Below are 25,949 nucleotides of genomic sequence, written 5' to 3' on the forward strand. Positions count from 1 at the left end.
TACGGCCGCCTCGCATGTTTGCGCCGAGTCTGCCATATATCCCGCGCCCGGGTCAGCCGAGTACCGGTATGCCCCAATTCCGACTGACCGGAGAACAGGGGGCTGTGGTCGGCAGCCGTCCATTGCCCCTCACCCACCCGCCTACGCCGGGCTGATCTACCGGATCCTGGATCGGACGGGCAACCTCGCCCTACCTGCGACGGGCGTAGCGGAGTTGGTGTGGTTTCTCCTGGTCGTAGGCTTCGCGGCCCGAGAGATGCTGGGGCACACCCACTTCCCACCAGGCCCCCGCTTCGGTCCAGGACGAGGGCTGGGTGCGCACCACCACGACGGCGGGGCGGCGTTCGGCGACGGCGGCATTGCGGGCGCGCGTGTAGGCGTCGCGGAATTCCGTGGATTCGCCGGCGGTGAATACCACGCAGCCGAGGGAGCGGGCGTGGGCGGCGAAATCGACGCGGGGTGGTTCGGTGTGGTGGGTGCGGCAATTGGCGTAGAAGTTGTTGAAGGGCTCGCCGCCCTGGCCCTCCTGTAATCGGGCGATCACCGCGTAGCCGTCGTTATCGCAGACGACGGCGACCAGGGGGTGTCCGGCGAACGCCGCGGAGAAGAGTTCGGAGTTGAGCATGAGGTAGGAGCCGTCGCCGAGCAGGGTGGTGACCAGGCCGCTGGTATAGGAGCGTGCCTCGTCGGAGACGACCATGGCCGCGCCCCAGGCCCCGGACAGCTCGTATCCCATGCAGGAGAAACCGTATTCGACGTCCATGGCCGGTTCGCCGCCGGTGGCGCGCCAGCCGCCGACGAGTTCACCGGGCAGACCGCCCGAAGCGGTCATGACGTAATCGTGCGGGCCGCTGAGGTCATTGACGACGCCGACGATCTGGGCATAGCTGGGTGCGCCCAGAGCCGGGCTGCGGAGTTTGTCGATATGCGCGTCCCAGTCGGTGCGGACGGCGAGCGCGCGAGCGGTCCAGGCGGGATCCGCACGCCACTGCCCCAGCTGCGGCGCGAGATCCTCCAGTGCGGCATCGGCATCACCCACCACCGCGAGCGCACCGTGTTTCACCGCGTCGAATCGGGCGGCATTGATATGTACCAGGCGCACTTCCGGATCGAAGACCGTCCAGGAGGCGGTGGTGAAGTCTTGCAGGCGGGTACCGATGGCGAGCACCACATCGGCCGCACTCGCGAGGGTATTGGCCGACGCCGCGCCAGTGATGCCGAGCGGCCCCGCGTACAGCGGGTGATCATGCGGTACGAGGGTGCGGCCGGCGGTGGTCTCTGTCACCGGAATGCCGTGCTGCGCAGCGAATTCCACCGCGCGGGCACCGGCGCCGGAGTAGCGGACACCGCCGCCGAGGATCACCAGGGGACGCTGTGCGCCGCGCAGTACGTCGGCCGCCTCGGCCAGACTGCGGCGGTCGGGGCGTGGGCGCCGGATGCGGTGCAGCACGGGTTCGAACAGCGCATCCGGAAAATCGTAGGTCTCGACCTGAACGTCCTGCGGCAGCGCGAGAGTCACCGGCCCCGCATCGGCCGGATCGGTGAGTACCCGTGCCACCTGCGGAAGCGTGGCAATGAGCTGCTCGGGCCGGGTGATGCGGTCGAAGTAGCGGCTCACCGGGCGAAAGGCGTCGTTCACCGTGATCGTGGGGTCGCCGTAGTGCTCCACCTGCTGCAGCACCGGATCGGGCGCGCGGCTGACAAACGTGTCACCGGGCAGCAGGAGCAGCGGCAGCCGATTGGCATGTGCCACACCGGCTGCCGTGACCATATTGAGCGCCCCGGGACCGATGGAGGACGTCGCGATGCCGACCTGCCGGCGCTGTGCGGCCTTGGCCAGACCGACCGCGGCCAGGGCCATGCCCTGTTCGGTGTGCCCGCGCCAGACCGGGATCTCGTCGCGCCGCTCCTGCAGCGCGGTGCCGAGCCCGAGCACATTGCCGTGCCCGAAGATGGCGAAAACCGCGGGGAACAGCGGGACTTCGGCGCCGTCGAGGGTTTCGGACCGCTGGGCGACCAGCCAGGCCACGAGGGCTTGTGCGGTCGTGAGTCTCATGCGAGTCGTCCTTCGTGCGAGGTGACGGGGCAGCGCGGATCGAGCGGTTCGTCGGCCCACCGGGAGCGGACCCAGGCATGTGCGGGGTCGTCGCAGAAGGCCATGGACCGTTCGGGGGCGGGACCGGCCAGCACGTTCAGGTAGTACATCGGATAACCGGGCGCGGCGATGCAGGGGCCGTGGTAGCCGTGCGGGATCAGGAAGACGTCGCCGTCGCGTACGGCGACGTTCTCGTCCAGGTCACCGTCGGCGGTGTAGGTGCGATGCATGCCGAAACCTGTTGTGGAGGGCGTTGTTCCATCCGCTCCCGCGATGCGGAAGTAGTAGATCTCCTCGTTGACGACCTCGCAGTCGCTCGCCTCGTCGTGCTTGTGCGGCGGATAGGAGGACCAGTTGCCGCCCGGGGTGATGAGTTCACAGGCATTGAGCTTGTCGGCGTGGTCCCAGACGCCGGGCACCCCGAAACCGGTGACCTGCCGGGTCGCCGGACCCGCACCGCGGACCTCCACCGGAACCTGTTCGGCCGGGCCGTATTTCGGGGTCAGTCGGCGGGTGCAGCGCGCCATCGGCAGCGCGACCTCCAGACCGGACACGGTGGACAGCTCGACCTCGGCGTCGCGAGGGACGTAGGCGAAGTCGGTCACCCGGGTGAAAACTGTTTCGCGGCCTGTCAGTTCGAATACCCGGCCGTCCACGCGGACCGTGCACGACCCGGACAGCGGCAGTACGAAGGCTTCGAAGTCACCGGTGTGCACGGTGCGCGATTCTCCTGCGGCCAGCTGGAGCACGCGCAGCCCGGTGTAGGCCCAGCCCGCATCGGCGGGCGTCAGGAATACCGGATCCGCTCCGTCACACAGGGTTCCGGCGCGATGGTGGAGCTTGCTCATGAGGCCGCCTCCAGTACCCGGGCGGCTTTGTCCACCGCGCCCGCCACATCGCCGTCGGGCGGATACAGCAGGCTGCGGCCGACCACCAGGCCGCGCACCACATCGTGTGTGAGGGCCGCGCCCCAGGAGGCGAGGTCCGCGGCCGGGTCGCCGGAGGGCGCCCCACCGAGAACGACCACGGGCAGAGTTGTCGCATCCAGTGCCGAAATATCCTGCGGCGCTGGAATCTTCAGCCAGGTATACGCCGAGGTCACTCCGAGGCCCGACGCCACCGTGATCGCGCGCTGGAGCGCGGCGGCATCGCGGTGCATGACCAGCGCCCCGGAGGGATCGCGCCCGTAGGGCAGCGGTTCGACCATGGCCATGAGTCCGTGCTCGGCCAATTCCGAGACCGCGCGGGCGCAGGCTTCCAGGGTGGGCACGGTACCGGGGTCCGAATCCACCAGGCGCAGCAGCATTTTGCCGCCGTCCAGCCGGTATTTCACCAGCGATTCCGCGTCGTACCCGGTGAAGCGGTCGTCGATCTCCCAGTCGGCCCCGGCCAGTCCGCCGCGGTTCATGGAGCCGATGACGATCTTGTCGTGCACGGCGTCCAGGAGCAGCAGCTCCTCGACAATGTCCGGAGACCCGAGCACACCGTCCACGGCGGGGTTGTCGAGCGCGATGAGCAGCCGCTCCAGCAGCGTGCGCCGACCAGCCATGGCGGTGCTGTCCGCACGCACACTCAATGCACCCCGCGCCGGATGGTCCGCCGCGACCAGGAACAGGGTGCCCTTGTCCGACAGCAGGTTCGGCCGCCGGCGGCGGTCGGCGTAGGCAGCGCGAATGGCCTCGGGTTCGGTGGCTCGGGCGCGCAGCAGTCGGTACCAGCGTTCATCGGTCAGGTGCACAGCAGCTCCTCGATCTCGGCGGCGGTCGGCATGGCGTCGGCACAGGCCAATCGCGAAGCCACCAATGCCCCGGCGGCATTGGCATAGGTGGCGATCCGGTGCGGGTCCCAGTCCGAGAGCAGCCCGTGGATGAGGGCCCCGCCGAAGCCGTCACCCGCACCCAGCCCGCACACCACCTCGATGCGGCAGGGCTCGACCGTCCAGCGTTCGTGCTCGGTGGCGACCAGGACGCCCTCGGCGCCGCGCTTGATGACGGCCAGGCGCACACCGCGCGCGAGCAGCCGATCGGCCGCCTCGTCCGGATCCGCGGAACCGGTGGCCACCTGCACCTCGGTTCTATTGCCCACCACCACATTCACGTGATCGAGCATCCAGCCGATCTCGGCGCGTGCGGTCTCGACATCGGGCCAGAACATGGGCCGGTAGTCGAGGTCCAGCACGGTGTGGCCGCGGCGAGCGCGGCGCTCGAGGACCGCGCGCTGGGTGGTGCGGCCGGGTTCGGCGCTCACGCCGGTGCCCGTCACCCACAGCAGCGGGACGGAATCGACCACATCCCAGGGGATCTCGTCCTCGGTGAGGGTGAGATCCGGTGCGATGGGCGCACGGTAGAACAGCAGTGGCGGATCGGCGGGCGGATTGAGCTCACAGAACACCACGGGGGTATGGAGATTCGGCGCGGTGGCGACGAACTCGTTCACCACCCCGAAGTCCCGCAGCGCCGTGCGCACGAAGTCGCCGAAACCATCGGGCCCGACCTTGGTGAGAATGGCGGTACGGCGGCCCAGCCGAGCGGCCGCCACCGCGACATTGGTGGCGGTGCCGCCGAGGAATTTCGCGAAGGTGGTGACCTCCGCCAGCGATACGCCGCTCTGCTCGGGGTACAGGTCGACGCCGACCCGGCCGATCGTCAGCACTTCCAGATCGGTCACGGCGTCACCACCCGCTGCAATTCGTGCTGCAGCGCTTCCAGTTCCGCGCCGCCGGACATCTGCCGGGTCAGTTCCGGCAGGTCGATCTCGGACTTCTCGTAGCAACCGAGCTGGCCGCCGCGCTGCAACAGCAGGAAGCGGTCGCCCACCGGGTAGGCGTGGTGCGGGTTATGGGTGATGAGCACAACGCCCAGACCGCGTTCGCGGGCCTGCACCACATACCGCAGCACCACACCCGCCTGCTTGACACCCAGTGCGGCGGTGGGCTCGTCGAGGATCAGCACCTTGGCCCCGTAGTGCACCGCGCGGGCAATGGCGACGCTCTGCCGCTGACCGCCGGAGAGGGTTCCGACCGGCTGTTCCAGGTCATTGAGTTCGATTCCCATATCCGACAGGGCTTTACGGGTGATGTCCTTGGCGGTGCGCCGATCCAGCAGTTCGATCGGGCCGTAGCGTGTGACGGGTTCTGAGCCGAGCACAAAATTGCGCCACACGCTCATCAGCGGGACCACCGCGAGATCCTGGTAGACGGTGGCGATACCGCGATCCAATGCCTCACGGGGCGAGGAGAATCGGGTCGGCTCGCCGTCGATGCGCAGTTCACCCGTATCGTGCTGATGGACGCCGGACAGGATTTTGATGAGCGTGGACTTGCCCGCACCATTGTCGCCCAGTACGCAGGTGACCTCCCCCGCATTCACCACCATCGAGACATCGTGCAGCGCAACGACACCTCCGTAGCTCTTGCCGATATCCACCGCTTCTATCAGTGGCACAGTCATCGGCGTACCCTTTCCGCTCGCTTCTTGAATGCGGTATTGACCAGCACGGCCGCGAGCAGCAGAACGCCGAGGAACAGCATGAACCAGTCGCTGTTCCAGCCCGCGAACACAATGCCCTGCCGTGCCATGCCGAAGGTGAGCGCGCCCAGCGCCGCACCGACCACCGAGCCGAAGCCGCCGGTCAGCAGGCAGCCGCCGATCACCGCGGCGATGATGTACTGAAATTCCAGTCCCACACCCTGATTGGCCTGCACGCTGGAGAAGCGCAGCAGATTGCACGCGCCCACCACCCAGCCCGCGAAGGCCGTGGTCATGAAGAGCAGGATCTTGGTGCGCGCGGCGGGCACGCCCACCGCGCGGGCACTCGGCAGCGAGCCGCCGACGGCGAAGATCCAATTGCCGAACCTGGTGCGCACCAGCACGATTCCGGCCAGCACGGTGAGCACGATCCACCACACCACCGACGCCTGGATATGCGCGTCACCGATATTCGTGGTGGAGGCGAAGACCCAGCCCGCGGACTGGTAACCGCCCGCGCCGCGAATGCCCGATACCTGCACGGTGCCGGTAATCCACCGGGTAACACCGAGATTCAGACCCTGCAGCGCGAGGAAGGTGCCCAGGGTGACGATGAAGCTGGGCAGACCGGTCCGCATCACCACCCAGCCGTTGAGCGCGCCGACCGCCAGTGCGAAGACCAGCGAAACCGCCAGTGCCAGCCAGACATTCCAGCCCGCGTTCACCGCGAGCAGCGCCGTGACCAGTGCCGTGGACGCGGTCATCACACCGGCGGAGAGGTCGAATTCGCCGCCGATCATGAGCAGCGCCACCGCCACGGCCATGATGCCGAGCGTCGAGGCGTCGTCGAGCCAGTTGGAGACGCCGAGGGCGCTGAAGAACTTGTCGGTAATGATGGAGAAGAACAGGAACACCACCAGCGCGCCGATGAACGCGCCGAGTTCGGGCCGCACGATCAGCCGCTGCAGTATCGAGGCGCGGAGCCCGGCGGGCTTGGTGTCCGGCTCGGAAGCCGTTGTGGCAACACTCATGTCATTCACTCCCGACACTCACCGCGTGCCCTGGGCGACAAGCCCGGCGACGACATCGACATTGGTCTTGTCCACGAAGGCGGGACCGGTCTGCACCGGGAGGCCGCCACCGACGCTATTGAGGTTGGACCGGTACAGCTTCAACATGACCACCGGCAGATAGCCCTGTTCGTACTGCTGCTGATCGATCGCGAACAACAGGGTGCCGGCCCGAATGGCGGCCACCACATCATCATTGAGATCGAAGGTGGCGATGCCCGCCTTCGACTTGGACTCCCGCACCGCATCCACCGCCCGCGCGGCGATCTGCGAATTGAGCGTCAGCACCGCGTCGATGGACGGATCCGATTCCAGCGCGCCCCGGATGCGCGCCTGCACATCGGTGGGATTGTTGATATCGACCTGCAGGGTGACCGCGGTGCCGAAGCCCTGGGTCGCACCCGCGCAGCGTTCGTTCGCGCCGATATTCCCGGCCTCGTGGATCACGCACAGCATCTTGCGTTTTCCGGCGGCCGCGAGCCGCTTGCCCGCCGCCTCTCCGGCCTGCCGCTCACTCTGGCCGACATGCCCGATGGCGCCGAACTGGACGCTCTCTGCCTCACCGGAATTGATGGTCACCACCGGAATACCGGCCGAGATCGCCTTCTCGACGGAGGTGCGCAGCGCCTCCGGATTGGCCATGGACACCACCAGGCCGTCCACGCCCTGTGCCACCGCATTGTCGATGAGCTTGGCCTGCTGACCCGGATCGCCGGAGGAGTTGTACTCCACGCGCACGCCGAGCTGCGTGCCCGCCGCCTCCGCGCCGTTCTTCACCACATTCCAGAAGGCGTCACCGGGCGAACCGTGCGTGACCACGGCGACCGTATTCAGCTTGCCGACCTCGACGGGCGCCTGCGCGGGCGTGGTCTGATCGGAACCCGGACCACTGCAGGCCGCCAGGACCGCGGCGGCCGCGATCCACGGCGCCAGTCGACGCCAGCGCTTCCCGCCGCTTCGTACAGATGGGGACCTCATTGTCATCACCTCCCCACTAAATCCGGGTCGGGGTCGATTGGGCCCCGATTTCGACCAGGTGTCGCAGACTTCGTGCGGTATCTCGGGTCGGACCGTCCGCGGAGTCACCGGGAAGCAGTGCCGTGTCCTGCTCGAGGACGTACCAGCCGTCGTAGCCCGCCGACTGCACCGCATGCACGAGGGCGGCGATATCGACATCGCCGTCACCGAGCGGGACATAGAGCCCGTCGCGCACGGCGTCGCTGTATTCCATTCGGCCGCAGCGCACTTCGTTCGCGATCTCGAGACGTACGTCCTTGAGATGGATGTGCCCGATGCGTTCGGGGTACTGCCGGGCCAGCGCCACCGGATCGGTACCGCCGATGGCCAGATGCCCGGTGTCCAGGCACAGGTCGAGCTCCGAGTCGGCGAGGAAGCGGCGCACCTCGGCTTCGTCCTCGATGTGCGTGCCGACGTGCGGGTGCAGGGTGACGCGCAGACCGTGTTCGGCCGCGATATCGCCGATGGCGGCGGCGGTCTCGATCAGGGTCCGCCATTCGTCGTCGGTGAGCGGCATCCGGGAGTTGTAGCCGTTCGCGCCCGTGGCGGCGGCGAGGATCAGCACCTCCGCGCCGGTGGCCGCGAACAGTTCGGCGGTCACGCGGGCAGCGGCGAGGGCGAGGTCCGGTTCGCGGTGCAGCGCCAGCGCCAGGAAACCGCCGACCGGCGCGATGCCGTGCGCGGCAAGCTGATTGCCCAGCTCGACCGGATCGCCGGGGAGATATCCGGGTGGACCGAACTCGGTGGCGGTCAGACCCAGGCCCGCCATGGCCGACAGGACGGTGCCTGAATCGAGGACGTGACCCCAGCCCGGAACTTCGCACACACCCCAGGAGATGGGGGCGGCGGCAATACGCAGGGGGGCGGAACGCAGGGGTTGGAGCGGTTCGGTCATCGGCACTTCCCAGACCCGTCGGTAGCCATCATGGAGAGGCGCTCTATTGGAGCGCTCCAACAATGTAACCCCAATCACAACGGTGTCAAGAGCCTGGCGCGACTCGCAAAGTGGTGTTCCACCTTGCATATTCGGTCTCACCTGGGCCGTTGCGCGCGAGAAATAATGTCCGAATCACGCGATTAGAGCGCTCTATTGCTGTGAGCACTTCGGCACGGTAGCGTCAGGCAGCATGACAGGACCGACCATGGAAGACGTCGCCGCCCGAGCGGGTGTCTCCCGCGCACTGGTCTCACTGGTCATGCGCAATTCCCCCAAGGTGAGCGAGCATCGCCGGCGTGCGGTGCTGCAGGCCGCGCAGGATCTCGGGTATCAGCCGCACCTCATGGCCCGCTCGCTGGCCAGCCGCACCTCGAACATTGTCGGCGTCATGGTGTCCGATCTGCGCAATGCCTTCTTCGCCGATGTGGTGGAGGGCATGGACGAGGCCGCGCAGGACAATGGCCTCGAACTCATTCTCACCACCGGGCGGCGCAGCGCGGATCGGGAGGGCACGGCGCTGACCAGCCTGCTGGCCTTCCGGCCGGGCGGGATCATCCTGCTCTCACCGGTCCTGCCGACCGCCTCGATTCGCGATGCGGCACAGCGGTGTCCGGTGGTGCTGGTGTCCCGCGCATCCAGCCTGCCCGAGGTGGACACCGTCAATGACGACGGCGAACTGGGGGCCGCGCTGGCGGTCGATCACCTGGTCGCGCTGGGTCATCGGCGGATCGTGCATCTGGACGGCGGCGGCGCCTTCACCGCCGCACCCCGGCGCCAGGGGTACACCGCGGCCATGGTCCGGCACGGGCTCGAACCCATGGTCATCGCGAGCGAGCATACCGACGAGGCCGGGGCGGCGGCGGTGCGCAGCCTCTTGAATCTCTTCTCCCCCAGCAACTTTCCCACCGCACTGGTCTGCGGCAACGACTTCAATGCCGTGGGCGCCATGTCCGCGCTGACCGAGGCCGGACTGCGGGTGCCCGAGGATGTCTCGGTCGTCGGTTACGACAACACCTCGCTGGCGGCGCTGCGCCATGTCGCACTGACCACCATCGATCAGCCCCGCAATCGCATCGGGCAGCTGGCTGTCGCCGCCCTCACCGAACGACTGCGCGACGGCCGCACCGAACCGGTGCGCAGTCGCCTCGAACCCAGCCTGGTCGTCCGCTCGACCACGGCCGCACCCCGCGACTGACCCGGGGCCACCACCGATTTCGAAGGAGCACACATGTCCACGATCAGACTGGGCCTCGCGGGCACCGGCCGTATCGGCAGCTCCCACGCCGAAACGCTGACCACCCTGCCCGGTGTCGATGCGGTGATCGTCGCGGATGCCGACACCGAGCGCGCCCGGGCCACCGCAGACAAACTCGATATCGACTTCGCACCCGATATCGACGCCCTGCTCGCGGCCGATCTCACCGGGCTGGTGATCACCACGGCCACCGACTCGCATCCGGAGCTCATCACCGCCGCCGTGGATCGCGGTATCCCCGTCTTCTGCGAAAAGCCCATTGCCGCGGATATTCTCGGCACCCTCGCCGTGGTCGAACGCGTCGCCGGATCGACGGTGCCGGTGCAGATCGGTTTCCAGCGCCGCTTCGACGCCGGATATCGCGCCGCCCGCGCCGCTGTCGCGTCCGGGGAACTCGGCTGGGTGCACACACTGCGGGCCACCACGCTCGATCCGGCTCCCCCACCGGCGGAATACATTCCGCGGTCGGGCGGGGTGTTCCGCGATTGCGGCGTCCACGATTTCGACATCATTCGCTGGGTGACCGGGCGGGAGGTGACCGAGGTGTACGCGACCGGGGCCAATCGCGGTGAGCAGATGTTCGCCGATGCCGGCGATGTGGATACCGCCGCGGTAATCCTGCGCATGGATGACGGTGCGCTGGCGACGGTTTCGCTGAGCCGCTACAACGGGGCCGGATATGACGTGCGACTGGAAGTGCTCGGATCACAGGGCAATGCCATTGTGGGCCTGGACGACCGGGCGCCGCTGCGCTCGGTCGAGCCCGGATATCCGGCCTCGGCGCTGCCCGTGTATCCCGGATTCATGGACCGCTTCCACGGCGCATACGTCGAGGAGCTGACCACCTTCGTGGGCGTAGCCACCGGACAGGCCGCCAACCCGTGCCCGCCCGGGGAGGCGTTGCAGGCGTTCTACATTGCCGAGGCCTGCGAACTCTCCCGCCGAGAGGGCAGGCCCGTACGAATCGCCGAGGTCCGCAGCTAGCGGGTCCGACCGCAATCACCGCATTTTGACATACCGCGCATTCTTGGCATACCGCGCAATTCTCGCTGCCGCGCGGTCTTCGGCGGCCGCACAGTCTTCGGCGGCTGCGTAGTATTCGGCGTTCGCGCGGTCTTCGGCGGCCGCGCACCGAAAATGCGGCTGTTATTGCGCGGCGTGCCACAAGGCATGCCGCGCAATCTCCGTCCGGACGCCGGCTAGGCCGCCGGTACGGTCCAGCGCTGGCCGATCCCGTCGCCACAGCTCCGCAACACCAGGCCGGTATTCACCACACCGGGATCACCGGCCGTATCGACGCACAATCCGCTGTGCACGTTCGAGATGTGCGCCGTCGCACCGTCATAGGTCCAGAACTGCCCGGTGAAGTCGCCGCAGCTGCGCAGCAGCAGGGCGGTATTCACCACGCCCGGATCACCGTTCGTATCCACGCACAGCCCGCTGGACATGTTCGACACTCGGCCGGACGCCGCGTCGAACGACCAGACCTGCCCGGTGAAGTCACCACAATCACGCACCTGCAGAACGGTATTCACCACACCCGGATCTCCGTTGGTATCCATGCACAGGCCGCTGCGCGGGTTGGCGATCGCACCGTTCGCCTGCGCGGCCGCCGGACCCGCTCCGGCGAGCATCGCCGCGGGCAGTACGGCGGCGAGGGCCAGCGCGCGGACGAGGGCGGTGCGAAACGGCGGGCGAGGGATTCCAGACATCGGGCTAGCTTACGAGCAAGCCGATTGCGAGACCGGTCATTACGAGGGCGATGACCGAGTCGAGTACCCGCCAGGCCATCGGCTTGGCGAACAGCGGACCGAGCAGGCGCGCACCGAAACCCAGTGCGATGAACCAGATCATGCTGCCGACCATGGCCCCGGCCGCCAGGAACCAGCGGTCCGGGGAGGCGTAGGTGCTGGCGAAGGAGCCCAGCAGGACCATGGTGTCGAGATAGGCGTGCGGGTTGAGCCAGGTCACCGCCAGGCAGGTGGCGATGGCCGCGCCCAAAGCGATCGGGGTACCGCCACCCGCGCTCAGGGCCGAGGCCGAGAACGCGCGCTTGGCCGCCAGCGCCGCATAGCCGAGCAGGAACGCGATGCCCCCGTACTTGGCGAGGGTCAGCACAATCGGCGCGGCGTGCACCACCGCGCCGAAGCCGGCGACACCGATGGTGATCAGAGCCACGTCGGACAGCGCGCAGACCGCCACCACGGCCAGGACATGCTCGCGGCGGATGCCCTGGCGCAGCACAAACGCGTTTTGCGCGCCGATCGCCACAATGAGGGACATACCGAAGCCGAGTCCTGAAATGGCCGCCAGGGCCGCCGATGAGACGTTCACCCTCTCGAAACTAGGCGGATGCCCAGCACCAGGCCAGCTAATCATTCTGAAGCATGATTAGAGTTGCTTACTATGGACCTGCAGCTCGATCAGCTCCGCGCACTCGATGCGGTCATCAGCGAGGGCACCTTCGAGGCCGCCGCGCGCCGGCTCAGCGTGACGCCGTCGGCAATCAGCCAGCGCATCAAGGCGCTGGAGGATTCCGCCGGGCGGATTCTGGTGCAGCGCACCAAACCGGTGCAGCCCACCGAATCCGGGCTGACCGTGCTGCGGCTGGCCAAACAGGTGCAGCTGCTGACCAGCGATACCGCGCGGGAGCTGGGAGATGCGAACCAGCCCGCCGCGCGCCTGGTCAATATCCCCATCGCGGTCAATGCCGATTCCCTGCAGACCTGGGTCATGCCCGCGCTGGGCCGCGCCGCCGCGGACGTGACCTTCGAGATCCATCGCGAGGACGAGGAGCACACCACCCGGCTGCTGCGCGACGGCACGGTCATGGCGGCCATCACCTCGACCGCCGCACCGGTGCAGGGCTGTACGGTCCGGCGGCTCGGCGCCATGCGCTATCGGCCCACGGCGAACGCCGAATTCGCCCGGACCTGGTTCCCCGACGGACCGACCGCGCAGGCGTTCGCGGTCGCGCCGGTGGTCCTGTTCGACCGCAAGGACGATCTGCAGTTCCGGCTCATGCGGCGGTACACCCGCAGGCCCGTGGATCCGCCCCGGCACTACATTCCGTCCTCGGCGGGATTCTCCGACGCCATCCGGTTCGGATTGGGCTGGGGCATGATGCCGGATCTGCAGACCCGGCCCGGCGACAAACTCGTCCCCCTGGACAGCGCGGTCCACATCGATGTTCCGCTCTACTGGCAGCAGTGGCGACTGGACTCCCCCGCACTCGGTATGGTCGCGGCAACCATTGCCGAAGCCGCGGCGGCGGCGCTGCTCTGACAGCCCACTGCTATGAACGTTCGGTCCCGTGCATGCCATAGTCGATCGAGATTGTGCTTTGCAGAGAAAGGCATTACGTGTCCCAAGTTGTGCGCGGCGTCATCGCACGCTCGAAGAATGCCCCCGTCGAAGTGACCGAGATCGTCATTCCCGACCCCGGACCCGGCGAGGCCGTGGTGCAGGTGCAGGCGTGCGGGGTGTGCCATACCGATCTGCACTACCGCGAGGGCGGTATCAATGACGAATTCCCGTTCCTGCTCGGCCATGAGGCGGCGGGCATCGTGGAATCGGTGGGCGAGGGCGTCACCGATGTGGAGCCCGGCGATTTCGTCATCCTGAACTGGCGTGCCGTCTGCGGCGAGTGTCGCGCCTGCCGTAAGGGCAAGCCGTGGTACTGCTTCTCCACTCACAATGCGGCACAGCCGATGACGCTCACCGACGGCACGCCGCTCACCCCGGCGCTGGGCATCGGCGCGTTCGCGGAGAAGACCCTCGTGCACGCCGGACAGTGCACCAAGGTGGATCCGACCGCCTCGCCGGTCGCGGCCGGCCTGCTGGGCTGCGGTGTGATGGCCGGACTCGGCGCCGCCATCAATACCGGCAATGTGAGCCGCGGCGACAGCGTGGCCGTGATCGGTTGCGGCGGTGTGGGCAATGCCGCCGTGGCGGGTGCGAAGCTGGCGGGAGCGACGACCGTTATCGCCGTCGATATCGATGAGCGGAAGCTGCAGTGGGCCACCGGTTTCGGCGCCACGCACACCGTCAACGCCTCGAAAGAGGATGCGGTGGAGCGGGTTCAGGAACTGACCGGCGGCTTCGGCGCCGATGTGGTGATCGATGCGGTCGGGCGCCCGGAGACCTGGAAGCAGGCGTTCTACGCGCGCGATCTGGCGGGCACCGTGGTGCTGGTCGGCGTGCCGACTCCGGAGATGACACTGGAGATGCCGCTCATCGACTTCTTCTCGCGCGGTGGATCGTTGAAGTCCTCGTGGTACGGCGACTGCCTGCCCTCGCGGGACTTCCCGTATCTCATCGAGCTCTACAAGCAGGGCCGGTTCGATCTGGATGCCTTTGTCACCGAGACCATTTCGCTGACCGATATCGAGGCCGCCTTCACCAAGATGCACGACGGCGAAGTGCTGCGCTCGGTCGTGGTGTTCTGATGGCGCATATCGATCACGCCACCACCTCGGGCACCTTCAGCCTGGACGGTGAGACCTTCGAGGTCGAGAACAATGTCTGGGTGGTCGGCGACGATCTGGAGTGCGTCATCATCGATGCGCCGCACAGTGTTCCGGCCATTCTGGATGTGGTGGGCACACGCAAGGTGCGGGCGATTCTTGCCACGCACGCGCACGACGATCACATCCGGGTCGCGCCGGAGCTGGCCGCGGCCACCGGTGCGCCGATTCTGCTGCACCCGGAGGATCTGGTGCTGTGGCGGCTGACCCATCCGGATATCGCTCCCGACGGCGAACTTTCGGACAAGCAGATCATCGCGGTGGGCGGCACCGAACTGCATGTGCTGCACACTCCCGGCCATGCACCGGGCGCGGTCTGCTTCCACTCCCCTGATCTGGGTGTGGTTTTCACCGGCGATACGCTCTTCCACGGTGGTCCGGGCGCGACGGGGCGGTCCTACTCCGACTACGACACCATTGTGGCCTCGATCGCCGACCGGCTGCTGGCGCTGCCGCCGGAGACCCTCGTGCACACCGGTCACGGCGACTCCACCACCATCGGCGCGGAGGCGCCGCAGCTCGAAGAGTGGCGGGCGCGCGACAACTAATCGTCATTTGTAACGTGGTGTGGGCCCGACTCGCCGGGCTCACACCGTGTTCACAGTCTTTGCTGGCAAATCCGGCTTATCGCCCAGGTCTGCGACCGGATAATTCCCGCCATGCGAAAAATAGCTGCTGTTATAGCCGTTGCGTCTATCCCGCTGTTCGCCATCGGCTGCTCCTCCAGCCCTGGGTCGGTGAGCAAGAGCGATGTGGAGACCAAGACCGCCGGCGTGTTCCACGACAAATCGCACGAGGATGCGAAATCCACTGTGTGCGACGGCAGTCTGAAGGCCGAGGTCGGCGCCACCCAGCAGTGCACCGTCACCTCGGCCGATAATCAGACCTGGAAGACCACCGCCACCGTCACCAAGGTCGACGGCGACACCGCCTCGTACGACATCGTCTTCGCCGACAAGTTCCTGGGCCCCGACGATATCGCCACCAACGTCTCCAAGTTCTATCAGGACAAGGTAGGCACCGCGCCCACCTCCACCAGCTGCAACGGCCTGCTACGCGGGGCCACCGGCGCCAGCGTCCGCTGCGTGATCACCGAAACCGACGCCACCCGTTGGGGAGTCACGGTCACCGCCACCAATGTCGAGGGTGAAACGGTGAACTACAACATGGTCGTGGACGACCAGCCCATGCCGTAGCGGCAGTTTCAGGACTTCGCGATCTGCCTCAGTGGAATGGGCGGCTCAGCGGCAGGTGTGGAGGGTGGCTTCGGCGAGTTCCTCGACTACGTCCGATATTTCGCCGCGCGCGTGAAAAGCCCTGAGCTGTCTGCGGGCTCCGTTGCCGCGGGCGAGGAGGGCGGTGAGGGTGTCGTCTACGAAGGAGACGTCGCCCAGGTCTTCCAGGGCGGGCCGGACCAGATCGATGAGTTTCGCGAGCAGATCCTGCATCGGGATGGTCCGGCCGTCCGCGGGGTCGATGGCCGGGCCGTCCATACCCTCGTGGGCCGCGCGCCAATATGCCGCGCGCAGTGTGTCTTCCGCTATCACCGGTGTCACGGCGGCACGGCGGGCGGTCATGACCGCGGCGCGCACCAGGGTGGCCAGGAGAGCCGTTTCCTCCACGGTGGCCGGTACATCGCTGACGCGGACCTCGACGGTGGGGAACGTAACCGACGGGCGCACATCCCAATACACCATTTTGCGGTCCAGGATCACGCCCAGCGACAGCATGGACTCGACCGCGGCGTCGAACTCGACGACCGTGCCGAAGTGGGGTGGCGGCCCGGCGCTGGGCCAGCGCCGCCAGAGAATGTTTCGCCAACTGGCATAACCGGTTTCGTCACCGTGATAGATGGCGGAGTTGGCCGTCAGCGACAGCAGCAGCGGTAGCCAGGGCCGCAGGAAATTGCTGACCTGCAGTGCCACTTCACGATCGGGCACCGCGACATGGACATGGCAGCCGCACAGACCCTGCTCCCGGGCGAGCCTGCCGAAGGTCTCGACGACCCGGTGATAGCGCGGGGTGCTGGTAAAGGTGAGCAGTTCCTCAGGAAGGGCGGGCGGCACGGCGACTGCCAGCAGTAATGCGTCATTCTTCTCCGCGCAAGCCGCAGCGCCACGCCGCAATTCACGCAATTCCCGGAGTAGATCGACCGTATTCGTATGCACACGGGTGCTGGTTTCCACCTGGCACCGCATGATCTCCAATTGCATATCGATGCCGAAATCCGCAGCGGTGCGGGCGACGTCGGCATTCCTGCCGACAGGCGCACCGGTACGCGGATCCACGAGGAGAAACTCCTCTTCGACACCCACCGTCGGCGGGGCTTCCACCTGTCATGTGTACCTCATTGCCGCGCGCATGACACCTGCCGGAATGGTCTGTTTCGTTCTGGTATCCCCGGCGCAAACTTGTCGGTAGGCAGGTTCACAATGCGGAGATGAGCTATGACGAAAAGCTTGCCGACCGGATTCGGGATGCGCTGGGGCCGGCGCTGCCGGAAGTGGTCGAGAAGAAATTGTTCGGCGGATTGGCATTCCTGATCGGCGGCAATATGGCCGTCGCCGCCAGCGGGCGGGGAGGCCTGATGGTGCGCCTCGACCCGGAGAACTACACCGATCTGCTCGTGCCCGGATCGGTCGAGACGATGGTGATGGGCGGACGGGAGACACGCGGATGGGTGCGGGTCACCACCGAGACCGTCGAGGAGGACGAGGCGCTCATCGAGTGGGTGGAGCGCGGGGTCGCCTACGCGGGCAGCCTTCCGGTGAAACAGGCCGCGGGCAAGGGCCGCCGCAAATAGTGTGCGGTGCGGCACATCGAATGAATTCGTGTGGGCCGCTTCACTGAAAATGCCGCTGGCGCAGTCCTTTTGTCGCCGCGTGTCACCACCTATTTACACCGGAGCACAGCGCGGAAATCTCGGCCCCGCACCCTGGTGAATATGAGGCAAACCGAGGTACATGCCCTGGCATGCGAAGTATGCGGTCGCCTGCCCCATCCTCGTCGCACCCGGCTGACCCTGGCCAAGCTCGCCGCGGTGTTCCCGGTCGAATTGGCGCTGCACGCGCTGGTCATCCATTTCGATTTGCCGTATCTGGTCACCGTCGCGCTACTGACCATCACCACCACGATTCTCGTCATCTGGGTGGTCGAGCCGGGCGCCATGCGCTATCTGGCCCGCTGGCTGCACGGGCCGGAACTCGATCAGCGGCAGCGCCTGGACAGCGCCGAGCTGCTGTGGCGCATTCGAGTGCGCCTGGACAACACCCCCGGTCGCCTGGAACTGCTCGCCAAACAGCTCACCTATCGCCGCGCGAACATCCTCACGGTGCACGTGCACCATCTGGAGGACGGCGTGCTGGACGAACTGGTGGTCTCGACACCCGCTGATGTCGGGCCGCCGCGGCTGGCCCATGCCATTACCAAAGCGGGCGGATCGACGGTCGGCATCTGGCCCGCCTCCGCCCTGACTCTGGTCGACGGTCAGACCCGCGCACTGAGCCTGGCCACCCGGGTCGCCGGCGATCCCGGCGAGTTGCCCCTGGTGATCGCGGAACTGCTGGGCGCGCAGTATGTTTCGGCCGTCGATCCGGAATATGCCCCGGCCGGAACGATTCTGGAGATCTCCGCCGATATCGAAATCGACGCCATGACCTTCGTGCGCCCCGAGGAGCCGTTCACCCCGGCCGAGATCGCTCGCGCGCACCGGCTCACCGATCTCGCCCGACTCACCGCCCGACAGGGCTGAGCTCCACCACCCGACAGGGCTGAGCTGTACCTCCCGACAGGGCTGAGCTCCACCTCCCGACAGGGCTGATCTGCACCGCCCCTCCAAGCTGATCTGCACCGCCCCTCCAAGCTGATCTGCACCGCCCGTCAAAGCTGAACTGCACCGCCCCTCAACGCTGAACTGCACCGCCCCTCAACGCTGAACTGCACCGCCCCTCAAGGCTGACCAGCACCGCCCCTCAAGGCTGACCAGCACCGCCCCTCAAGGCTGATCAGCACCGCATCCAGGGCCGATCCGCGCAATCCCGTCAATCCGGGCTGCCCGGTTTCGCATCGTGGCACACTGCTCCTGGCGCACAGGGCGATAGGCGCAAGGGGATGATCGGATGGCGGTTCGGCGTATCGGCGCGCAGCGGAGGAGCTCGGGCGAGGGGGAACGACAGCACGATACCGGCGGGCATCCGCCTGCGCGCCCGGCTGTGCGCGCGGCCAAGCTGGCGGCGCTGCCCATTGCCTTCGCGGGCCGTCGAGCGGCCGGTGCGAGCAAACGGGCACTGGGCAGATCGCCGGGCGAGGTGGATCGGGATATCCGATTGCGCACCGCACAGCACCTCTTCGAGGTACTCGGCGAGCTGAAGGGCTTCGCCGCCAAATTGGGTCAGATACTCGGCATCTACGAACTCGCCCTGCCCCCGGAACTGGGCGAGCCGTACCGAATCGCCTTGAGCCGCCTGCAGGATGCGACGCCCGCCATGCTCCCCGCCACGGTGCACGCGGTGCTGGCGGAGGCGTTCGGCCCGCAGTGGCGCGCTCAGTTCCGCGAGTTCGACGATCGCCGCGCCGCCTCGGCCACCATCGGCCAGGTGCACCGCGCGGTGTGGCACGACGGCCGCAGTGTGGCGGTGAAGGTCATGTATCCGGGCGCCCGGGCCGCCGTGCACGCCGATCTCGAGCACTTGCGGCGCATGTCGGGCCTGCTGTCGGTCTTCGCGCCCAATGCCGATATTCGGGCGGTCACCGATCAGCTCGCCGAATGCGTCAGCGCGGAACTGGATTTCGCCGCCGAGGCGGACAGTCAGCGCGCCTTCGCCGCCGCCTTCGCGCGGGATCCGGACTTCCGGGTGCCGGAGGTGGTGACGCAGGGCGGGGACGTCATTGTCAGCGAATGGCTGGACGGCATACCGGTTTCCAGGCTGATCGCCTCCGGCGCGCAATCCGAGCGCGATCGGGTCGGACTTCTGACACTGCGGTTCGTCCTGTCCTCGGCCGAGCGCACCGGGCTGCTCTACTGCGATCCGCATCCCGGGAACTTCCGGGTGCTGCCCGACGGCCGGCTCGGCGTCGTCGATTTCGGCGCCTGCCCGGCCTGGCCCCCACCGCAGTTCGCGCCCCTGGTCCAGGATATTGCCGAGGCGCTGCTCAATGGCGGTGCGGCGGAGCTCGATACGGCCATGCGGCGGCACGGTTTCGCCGACCGGCTGCGAACCTACGATGTGCAGGCGCTGGCCGAGCAGCTGCTCCCCTACGTGGAACTGTTGCGGCAGGAGCACTCTCGCGTGGACCGCGCCTGGCTGCGGCAGCGAGTGCTGGTCGCGCTGAACCCCCGATTGAGCAATGTGCACCGGCAGCTCACCCTGCCCGCCTACTACACCCCGTTCGCCCGGGCCATCGCCACACTGCTCGGCCTGCTCAGTCAGCTCGAAGTCACCGGTCCGCTGCGCGACGAAATACTGCGCTGGTCACCGGAATTGGCCGCGGCAATGGCTCGGCATCACACCCGGACCGGCGGGCCCGCCGACCTCGCCGCCGCACGATCACGCCGCGCCGCGGCAGCGAAACGGGATGCTGCCACCGGGTGATTCTCCCGGTTTCCCGATAGCTCTTGATCACTGTCCCAGACAGCTCTAGTCTGGAGTGGAGCCCCGCCTCGTGCGGGACGAGTCCACGACGGCCTCGCAACGGGCCGCCGACGGCTGGCCGCAGCTACTCCACAGGCGGTCGGCCGCTTCGCTCTCGAAAGGCCGGACATGGTGGGCAGCGCATCGCATGGAAATCCGTCGGCATCGGGGTCCGCTCCGGATCACGAGGTCGCCGTCATCGGCGCGGGACCCGGCGGAATCGCCGCCGGCGTCAAGCTGAAGAAGGCGGGTGTCACGGATTTCGTGATCATCGAGCGCGCCGACGAGGTGGGCGGCAGCTGGAACGAAAACCATTACCCGGGACTGGAAGTCGACATCCCGTCGCTCGCCTATCAATACTCGTTCGCCCGAAATGCCAAGTGGACCAGGCTGTTCGCGCCCGGCGCGGAGGTCAAGCAGTACCACATCGACGTGGCCACGCGATTCGGGCTGTATCCGCATCTGCGGTTCGGCACCGAGGTGGCCGGTGAGGAATGGGACGAGGACAACCACTGGTGGAAACTGCATATCCAAGGCGGCGAGGTCATTACCGCGCGCTTCGTGGTGAGTGCGGTGGGTGCGTTCGTCAGCCCGAAGCAGGATCCCGGCATTCCGGGGCTGGAGGACTATCGGGGCGAGCTGCAGCGGCCCTCGGCGTGGGATCACGACTACGACCTCACGGGTAAGCGGGTCGCCATTATCGGCACCGGCGCGAGTTCGGTGCAGATCACGCCGTCGATCGCCGGACAGGTGGGCACTCTCGCGGTATTCCAGCGGACGCCGGTGTGGTGTATTCCCAAGCCCAATCCCAAGATTCCCGATGCGGTGAAGGTGGTCCTGCAGACGCCGGGGCTGCAGGCCGCGACACACGGCGCGGTGCTGGTGGCTGTGGATCTCGTCCTGCGGGCCATGTCGAACGCGCCGATGGCGGTAGTACGGCCGACCATGCGGGCCGTGGACGCATCCGCTATCGCCGGGTACCGGGGGCTACTGCGCATGATGGTGCGCGACCCGCAGACACGCGCGGCGCTGACACCGGACTACGGGCCGATCGCCAAGCGCCCCACCGCGAATACCGGCTATCTGCTGAGCTTCAATCGCGACAATGTCGAACTGGTCACCACATCGATCGAGCGATTCACCCCGGGCGGCATCCGCACCACCGACGGCACCGAACGCGAATTCGACATGGTGGTGCTCGCGACCGGGTACCACGTGTTCTCCGATCCGGAGACCTACACCCCGGGCATGGTGGTGGGCCGCGACGGGCTCGACCTGGGCAAGTTCTATACCGAGCACGGTCTGCAGGCCTACGAGAGCGTGGCACTGCCGGGTCTGCCCAATCGGTGGACGCTGGTCGGGCCGTACTCGTGGTCGGGCAGCGGCTGGCATGCCTTCGTGGAGATGACGGCCGATCATGCGGTGCGGGCCATTTCGGAGGCGCGGCGGCGCGGGGCCACGTTCGTGGCGGTCCGGCAGGATGCGCACGACGCCTACCATCGCGCGATCTATCAGCACGGTGCGGCCATGCGGTTCTATCTGGCCGAGCTGAATGCGCATGTGCCGACGTACTACCGGAATTCGCAGGGGGACAGCACGTATATCCGTCCCACCGGATTCTTCGCGGCGCGGCGCGGGCATCGGCGATTCCCGTTCTCCGACTATCGGTTCGACGTACTGCGGCCGAAGCCGGTCAAGCCGCAGGCCAATGGCGCCAAGCCGAAACGCACGCGGCGCGCCAAGACCGACAGCCCCGCGTGATTCCTGCTCGACAAGGAAGTTGAGCCATGATCGAACTACCGAAGTCGGTCCGGATCGCGCTGGGCGCAACCGGTTACGGCATCAGTGATCGCAGGCTGGGTCCGGCGGTCGCGGGCAAGGTCATTCTGGTGACCGGTGCGTCCTCCGGTGTCGGGCGCGCCACCGCCCTCAGACTGGCCGCGAACGGCGCGACGGTGCTTGCGGTCGCCCGGCGCGCGCAACTGCTCGAGGAACTGCGTGCGGAGGTGTTCGACTGTCCTGGAACGGTTTACGTCTACCCTGCGGATCTGAGCGATACCGATGCCTGTGCGGAGCTCATCGATCGCGTGCTCGCCGAGCACGGCCGCGTCGATGTGTTCGTGAACAATGCGGGCAAGTCGATTCGCCGCTGGCTCTCGGATTCACTGGACCGCTGGGACAATTTCGACGACACCGCCAAGGTGAACTACCTGGGACCGGTGCGGCTTGTGCTGAGTCTGCTGCCGTCCATGCGCGCCCGGCATCAGGGGCACATCGTCAATATCAGCACCGCCGGGGTGCATGCGCCGAGCGTCGGCTGGACCGCGTACATCGCCACCAAGGCGGCCTTCAACTCCTGGATGCGCGGCGCCGCACCGGAATTGCGGGCCGACGGCATAACGACTACCGCCGTGCACCTGCAACTGGTGCGCTCGGACATGCTGGGGCCGTTCCGGATGTACCGGTATACGCCGAGCATGTCACCGGAGGAGGCGGCGAGCCTGGTGTGCCGGGCGATCGTGGATCGGCCGCTGGCCATCCGGCCGTGGTGGGAGCGCGCGGCCGCGCCGATGTCGTATGCGCTGGACAGTTCGCACACCGCGCAGCGGGCCCTGGCGGTGTATGCGAAGGCGGGCAACTGGAACAACCGGCCGACGGATTGGGCCGGGCCGATCGGGCGGGTGGAGCAGGCGGCCAATCTGCTCGATGACGCGGTGACTATTGCAGGCTGGGTGCCGGCGGCGGGAGCGTGGAATCTGCTGCCGCCGCAGCGCATTCCGCAGCTGCTGCTCTCGCTGCGCGATGGAGCCGGGCTGGCGACGGTGCTGGCGTCCTTCGCGGCACGGTTTCCCGACCGGCTCGCCCTCATCGACGACAGCGGGTCGGTGACCGCCGCCGAACTACATCGCCAGGTGCGGCGTCTGGCCGCGGCATTGCGGGCTCGATGGAATATCGGGCGGGGCAAGCGAATCGGGGTGCTGAGTCGCAATCATCGCGGGTTTGTGGTGGCTTCCTTTGCGGCAGCGCGGCTCTCGGCTGATCTGGTGCCGCTGAACTACGGGTTCGCGGGGCCGCAGATCGGTGAGGTGCTGGCGCGGGAGCAGGTGGATCTGCTGCTCTACGACGCCGAATTCCACACCGAGATAGAGAAGTCCGGCTATCAGGGTCGCCGTGTGCTGGTGCGGGGGTCCGCCGGTGGGCTGCCGACCGTCGAAGAGCTTGTTGCCGAGGGCGGCCCGCCGGTGCGCACTCCGGCGTACGGCGGCTCGGTCGTACTGCTGACCGGCGGCACCACCGGTGTACCCAAGGGCGCTCCCCGGCAACTCGGTGTGCGGGAGGCCGTTCCCCTGATCGCCGGGCTGCACCCGCGCATGGTGCTGGCCATCGGGGATCTGGCCAAGGTCGAGCCGATTCCGCGGTTGGGCAGTCCGATGGTCATCGCACCGCCGCTGCATCACACCTATGGGTTCGGGGCACTGCTACTGGCCTTCCTGACCGGTTCCACCGCCGTCGTGCACGAGCGATTCGAGGCCGAGCAGACGCTGGCCGATATCGAACGCCACAGTGTGCGGATCGCCTGCCTGGTGCCGACCATGGTCAAACGCATTATGGAATTGCCTGCGGACGTGCGGCAGAACTACAACACCGAGCGCTTGCAGATGGTGCTGTGCGGAGCCGCACCCATGCCGCCGTGGCTGGCGGTCGCGTTCATGGACGAGTTCGGGGACGTGCTGTTCAACGGTTACGGATCCACAGAATCCGGTGCGGGAGCCTTGGCCACGCCCGCGGATCTGCGCGCCGCGCCTGGCACGGTCGGCAAGCCGCCGACCGGGTTCGTGGATATTCGGATCGTCGACGATCAGGGCCGCGAGGTCCCCGCCGGAACCACCGGGCGCATCGTCAACAAGAACCCCACCATGTTCCGTGGTTACAGCGACGGCAAGCAGCGAACCATGGTCGGAAAGTACATGGACACCGGCGATCTCGGGCATGTGGATGCCGACGGACGCCTGTTCATCGAAGGTCGCTCCGACGACATGATCGTCTCCGGTGGGGAGAACGTCTTCCCGCAGGAGGTGGAAACCGCACTGCTGTCGCATCCGGCGCTCGCCGATGCCGGCGCCGTCGGGGTGCCCGATGACGACTTCGGCCAGCGGCTCATCGCGGCGGTAGTCCTGCGCGGTGGCGCGCAAGCCACCGCGGACGAGCTGAAACAGCACATCAAATCCACACTCGCCAACTACAAAGTGCCGCGCGACATCGTGTTCGTGGCAGAGCTGCCCCGCACCACCGCGGGAAAGCTGCGCCGGCAACAACTTCCGGAGATCATCTCCGAATCACAGGACGCGAGGTCCCAGTCATGAACTCCACCAATGGTTCCCCCTTTTCCCCCACCTACGAGGTCGCCGTCATCGGCGCGGGTCTCGGCGGCATAGGCGCGGGCGTGGCCCTGCGCAAGGCCGGCGTCGAGAACTTCGTCATCATCGACAAATGGTCCCGCGTCGGCGGGACCTGGCTGGCGAATACGTATCCCGGTGTGGCCGTGGATGTTCCGTCGCCGGTATACAACTTCTCGTTTCAGCAGCGGTCGAAGTGGTCGCGGTTCTTCGCGCCGGGGAAAGAGATTCAGCGGTACGCCGAGGAAGTCGTCGACAAGCAGGGACTGCGCGACAAGCTGCGACTGGGATCAGGGGCGGCCAAGGGCGTCTTCGACGAGGTCCACGACTTCTGGCGGGTGACGCTGGAGGACGGCACGGTGATTACCGCGCGGTTCGTGATCGGCGCGGTGGGTGGGCTGGAGCAGCCGCACAATCCGGAGATTCCGGGAATCGAGGACTACCGGGGCAAACTCATGCACAGCTCTCGCTGGGACCATGAGTACGACTATCGGGGCAAGCGGGTGGCGGTGATCGGCACCGGGGCCAGTGCCCTACAGCTGATCCCCGAGCTGGCCAAGGATGTCGCGCAGCTGACGGTGTACCAGCGCCGCGCCATCTGGATCGCGCCGAAGCCGGACTTCCGGATGGGACCGGTGCTCAATTCGGTGCTCAACTTCGCGCCGGTGCAGCAGACGGTGCGGTTCGTCGGCAATGTGGGTGTGAATGCCGGGCTCGGTGCGGGATTGGCGGTCTCGGCGTATCCACGACTCACATCCGTTGGGCTGACCGTCGGCGAAACCGCTCTCAAGAGCTACCTCTTCGCTCAAGTGCGCGACCCGAAGCTGCGGGAGAAGCTCACGCCCGACTACCGGCTCGGCTGCAAACGGCCGTCGGTCTCCAACTCCTACTTCCGGACCTTCACACAGCCGAATGTGGATCTGATCACCGAGGGGATCCAGCGGTTCACCTCCACCGGGATCGTCACCGCCGATGGCGGCTCGCAGGACTTCGACATGGTGGTGCTGGCGACCGGGTTCAAGGTCATGGAAAAGGGGTTCACGCCGCCGTATCCGATTTACGGACGGGAGGGGCTGGAGCTCGGAGAGTTCTGGGACACCAATAGGTTCCAGGCGTATCAGGGAGTTTCGGTGCCCCGGTTCCCGAATGCGTTCCTGATCGTCGGACCGTATGCGTATGCGCCCGGGTCGTACATCCCGCTGATCGAGTCGACCTCAGCGCATGCCGCGCGGGTGATCTCCGAAGCAGGTCGGCGAGGGGCCACCTGCGTCGAGGTGCGGCAGGAGCCGCATGATCGCTATTTCGCCCGGATGGACAAGCGAGCCAAGAAGACTCACCTATTCAGTCAGGGATGCGCCAGTTCGAACACGTACTACATCAACTACCAGGGAGATGGAGCGGCGTTCCGGCCTTCCACGCAGCTCGAAATGTACTGGGAGAATCGACATTTCCCGATCGATGACTATCAATTCACCACCGCGCGGCCGGTTCGCACACGTGCCGACGGGCAGCGAGCATCCGCCCCAGCGCTCTGAGAATTGCAGATGAGGAGTAG

General features: G+C 67.1%; 23 protein-coding genes. 12 read left to right on the forward strand and 11 right to left on the reverse strand.

Annotated elements, in window-relative coordinates; genetic code table 11:
- Nucleotides 1–190: 190 nt before the first annotated feature.
- Genes iolD through OG326_RS28660 form a run of 8 tightly spaced genes read right to left on the reverse strand, consistent with a single transcriptional unit; the run spans nt 191 to nt 8,544 of the window.
- A complete protein-coding gene (gene iolD, locus OG326_RS28625; RefSeq protein WP_327140229.1) occupies nt 191–2,056 on the reverse strand; it encodes a 3D-(3,5/4)-trihydroxycyclohexane-1,2-dione acylhydrolase (decyclizing) in 1,866 nt (621 codons plus the stop codon).
- Nucleotides 2,053–2,943 carry a 5-deoxy-glucuronate isomerase gene (iolB, locus tag OG326_RS28630; RefSeq protein ID WP_327140230.1) on the reverse strand — a complete coding sequence of 297 codons (891 nt, stop codon included), beginning with the start codon at nt 2,941–2,943 and terminating at the stop codon, nt 2,053–2,055. The genes iolD and iolB overlap by 4 nt, the downstream gene beginning before the upstream one ends.
- Nucleotides 2,940–3,833: a Cgl0159 family (beta/alpha)8-fold protein gene (locus OG326_RS28635; RefSeq protein WP_327140231.1), complete on the reverse strand. Its 894-nt coding sequence runs from the start codon at nt 3,831–3,833 to the stop codon at nt 2,940–2,942. Before OG326_RS28635 ends, iolB begins: the two co-directional genes overlap by 4 nt.
- Entirely contained in the window at nt 3,824–4,762 is a 939-nt protein-coding gene (gene iolC, locus OG326_RS28640) for a 5-dehydro-2-deoxygluconokinase (RefSeq protein ID WP_327140232.1), read from the reverse strand. The genes OG326_RS28635 and iolC overlap by 10 nt, the downstream gene beginning before the upstream one ends.
- Complete coding sequence (locus OG326_RS28645; RefSeq protein WP_327140233.1) at nt 4,759–5,544, reverse strand: ATP-binding cassette domain-containing protein; 786 nt, start codon at nt 5,542–5,544, stop codon at nt 4,759–4,761. The genes iolC and OG326_RS28645 overlap by 4 nt, the downstream gene beginning before the upstream one ends.
- Entirely contained in the window at nt 5,541–6,593 is a 1,053-nt protein-coding gene (locus tag OG326_RS28650; protein ID WP_327140234.1) for an ABC transporter permease, read from the reverse strand. Before OG326_RS28650 ends, OG326_RS28645 begins: the two co-directional genes overlap by 4 nt.
- Nucleotides 6,594–6,611: 18 nt before the next feature.
- Nucleotides 6,612–7,610 (reverse strand): sugar ABC transporter substrate-binding protein, encoded by a 999-nt coding sequence (locus tag OG326_RS28655; RefSeq protein ID WP_327140235.1) that lies wholly within the window; start codon nt 7,608–7,610, stop codon nt 6,612–6,614.
- 16 nt (nt 7,611–7,626) lie between these two features.
- A complete protein-coding gene (locus tag OG326_RS28660; protein ID WP_327140236.1) occupies nt 7,627–8,544 on the reverse strand; it encodes a TIM barrel protein in 918 nt (305 codons plus the stop codon).
- Between the two features lie 232 nt (nt 8,545–8,776).
- Between OG326_RS28660 and OG326_RS28665 the strand changes: the two genes are divergently transcribed.
- Together OG326_RS28665 and OG326_RS28670 are read left to right on the forward strand one after the other, a co-directional pair.
- Nucleotides 8,777–9,781, forward strand: a complete 1,005-nt coding sequence (locus OG326_RS28665; RefSeq protein WP_327140237.1) for a LacI family DNA-binding transcriptional regulator — start codon at nt 8,777–8,779, stop codon at nt 9,779–9,781.
- Between the two features lie 33 nt (nt 9,782–9,814).
- The gene (locus OG326_RS28670; RefSeq protein ID WP_327140238.1) at nt 9,815–10,825 is read left to right on the forward strand and encodes a Gfo/Idh/MocA family protein; all 1,011 of its coding nucleotides are present in this window, start codon (nt 9,815–9,817) and stop codon (nt 10,823–10,825) included.
- Nucleotides 10,826–11,040: 215 nt separating this feature from the next.
- Here the strand turns inward: OG326_RS28670 and OG326_RS28675 are convergent, their stop codons facing one another.
- On the reverse strand, nt 11,041–11,553 hold the full coding sequence (locus OG326_RS28675) for an RICIN domain-containing protein (RefSeq protein WP_327140239.1): 513 nt from the start codon (nt 11,551–11,553) through the stop codon (nt 11,041–11,043).
- Between the two features lie 4 nt (nt 11,554–11,557).
- Entirely contained in the window at nt 11,558–12,124 is a 567-nt protein-coding gene (locus tag OG326_RS28680) for a LysE/ArgO family amino acid transporter (protein ID WP_327146611.1), read from the reverse strand.
- A 123-nt stretch (nt 12,125–12,247) separates the two neighbouring features.
- Here OG326_RS28680 and OG326_RS28685 point away from each other — a divergent pair, with 123 nt between their 5' ends.
- The 4 genes from OG326_RS28685 (at nt 12,248) to OG326_RS28700 (ending at nt 15,563) form a co-directional block, all read left to right on the forward strand.
- A complete protein-coding gene (locus OG326_RS28685; protein WP_327140240.1) occupies nt 12,248–13,126 on the forward strand; it encodes a LysR family transcriptional regulator ArgP in 879 nt (292 codons plus the stop codon).
- A 77-nt stretch (nt 13,127–13,203) separates the two neighbouring features.
- Nucleotides 13,204–14,289, forward strand: coding sequence for an S-(hydroxymethyl)mycothiol dehydrogenase (locus OG326_RS28690; RefSeq protein WP_327140241.1), 1,086 nt, complete (start codon nt 13,204–13,206; stop codon nt 14,287–14,289).
- Entirely contained in the window at nt 14,289–14,915 is a 627-nt protein-coding gene (locus OG326_RS28695) for an MBL fold metallo-hydrolase (protein WP_327140242.1), read from the forward strand. The genes OG326_RS28690 and OG326_RS28695 overlap by 1 nt, the downstream gene beginning before the upstream one ends.
- A 111-nt stretch (nt 14,916–15,026) precedes the next feature.
- The gene (locus OG326_RS28700; protein ID WP_327140243.1) at nt 15,027–15,563 is read left to right on the forward strand and encodes a DUF4333 domain-containing protein; all 537 of its coding nucleotides are present in this window, start codon (nt 15,027–15,029) and stop codon (nt 15,561–15,563) included.
- Between the two features lie 45 nt (nt 15,564–15,608).
- Here OG326_RS28700 and OG326_RS28705 read toward each other — a convergent pair whose 3' ends face one another.
- Nucleotides 15,609–16,700, reverse strand: coding sequence for a glutamate--cysteine ligase (locus OG326_RS28705; protein ID WP_327140244.1), 1,092 nt, complete (start codon nt 16,698–16,700; stop codon nt 15,609–15,611).
- Nucleotides 16,701–16,807: 107 nt separating this feature from the next.
- Here OG326_RS28705 and OG326_RS28710 point away from each other — a divergent pair, with 107 nt between their 5' ends.
- The 6 genes from OG326_RS28710 (at nt 16,808) to OG326_RS28735 (ending at nt 25,929) form a co-directional block, all read left to right on the forward strand.
- Entirely contained in the window at nt 16,808–17,170 is a 363-nt protein-coding gene (locus tag OG326_RS28710; protein WP_327140245.1) for a TfoX/Sxy family protein, read from the forward strand.
- 141 nt (nt 17,171–17,311) lie between these two features.
- Nucleotides 17,312–18,118: an amino acid-binding protein gene (locus OG326_RS28715; protein ID WP_327140246.1), complete on the forward strand. Its 807-nt coding sequence runs from the start codon at nt 17,312–17,314 to the stop codon at nt 18,116–18,118.
- Nucleotides 18,119–18,485: 367 nt separating this feature from the next.
- Nucleotides 18,486–19,958, forward strand: a complete 1,473-nt coding sequence (locus tag OG326_RS28720) for an ABC1 kinase family protein (protein WP_327140247.1) — start codon at nt 18,486–18,488, stop codon at nt 19,956–19,958.
- 168 nt (nt 19,959–20,126) lie between these two features.
- Complete coding sequence (locus OG326_RS28725) at nt 20,127–21,758, forward strand: flavin-containing monooxygenase (RefSeq protein ID WP_327140248.1); 1,632 nt, start codon at nt 20,127–20,129, stop codon at nt 21,756–21,758.
- A gap of 26 nt (nt 21,759–21,784) precedes the next feature.
- Complete coding sequence (locus OG326_RS28730) at nt 21,785–24,361, forward strand: SDR family NAD(P)-dependent oxidoreductase (RefSeq protein WP_327140249.1); 2,577 nt, start codon at nt 21,785–21,787, stop codon at nt 24,359–24,361.
- The gene (locus OG326_RS28735) at nt 24,358–25,929 is read left to right on the forward strand and encodes a flavin-containing monooxygenase (protein WP_327140250.1); all 1,572 of its coding nucleotides are present in this window, start codon (nt 24,358–24,360) and stop codon (nt 25,927–25,929) included. The genes OG326_RS28730 and OG326_RS28735 overlap by 4 nt, the downstream gene beginning before the upstream one ends.
- Nucleotides 25,930–25,949 lie beyond the last annotated feature (20 nt).

The organism is Nocardia sp. NBC_01327 (assembly GCF_035958815.1).
Lineage (GTDB): Bacteria > Actinomycetota > Actinomycetes > Mycobacteriales > Mycobacteriaceae > Nocardia.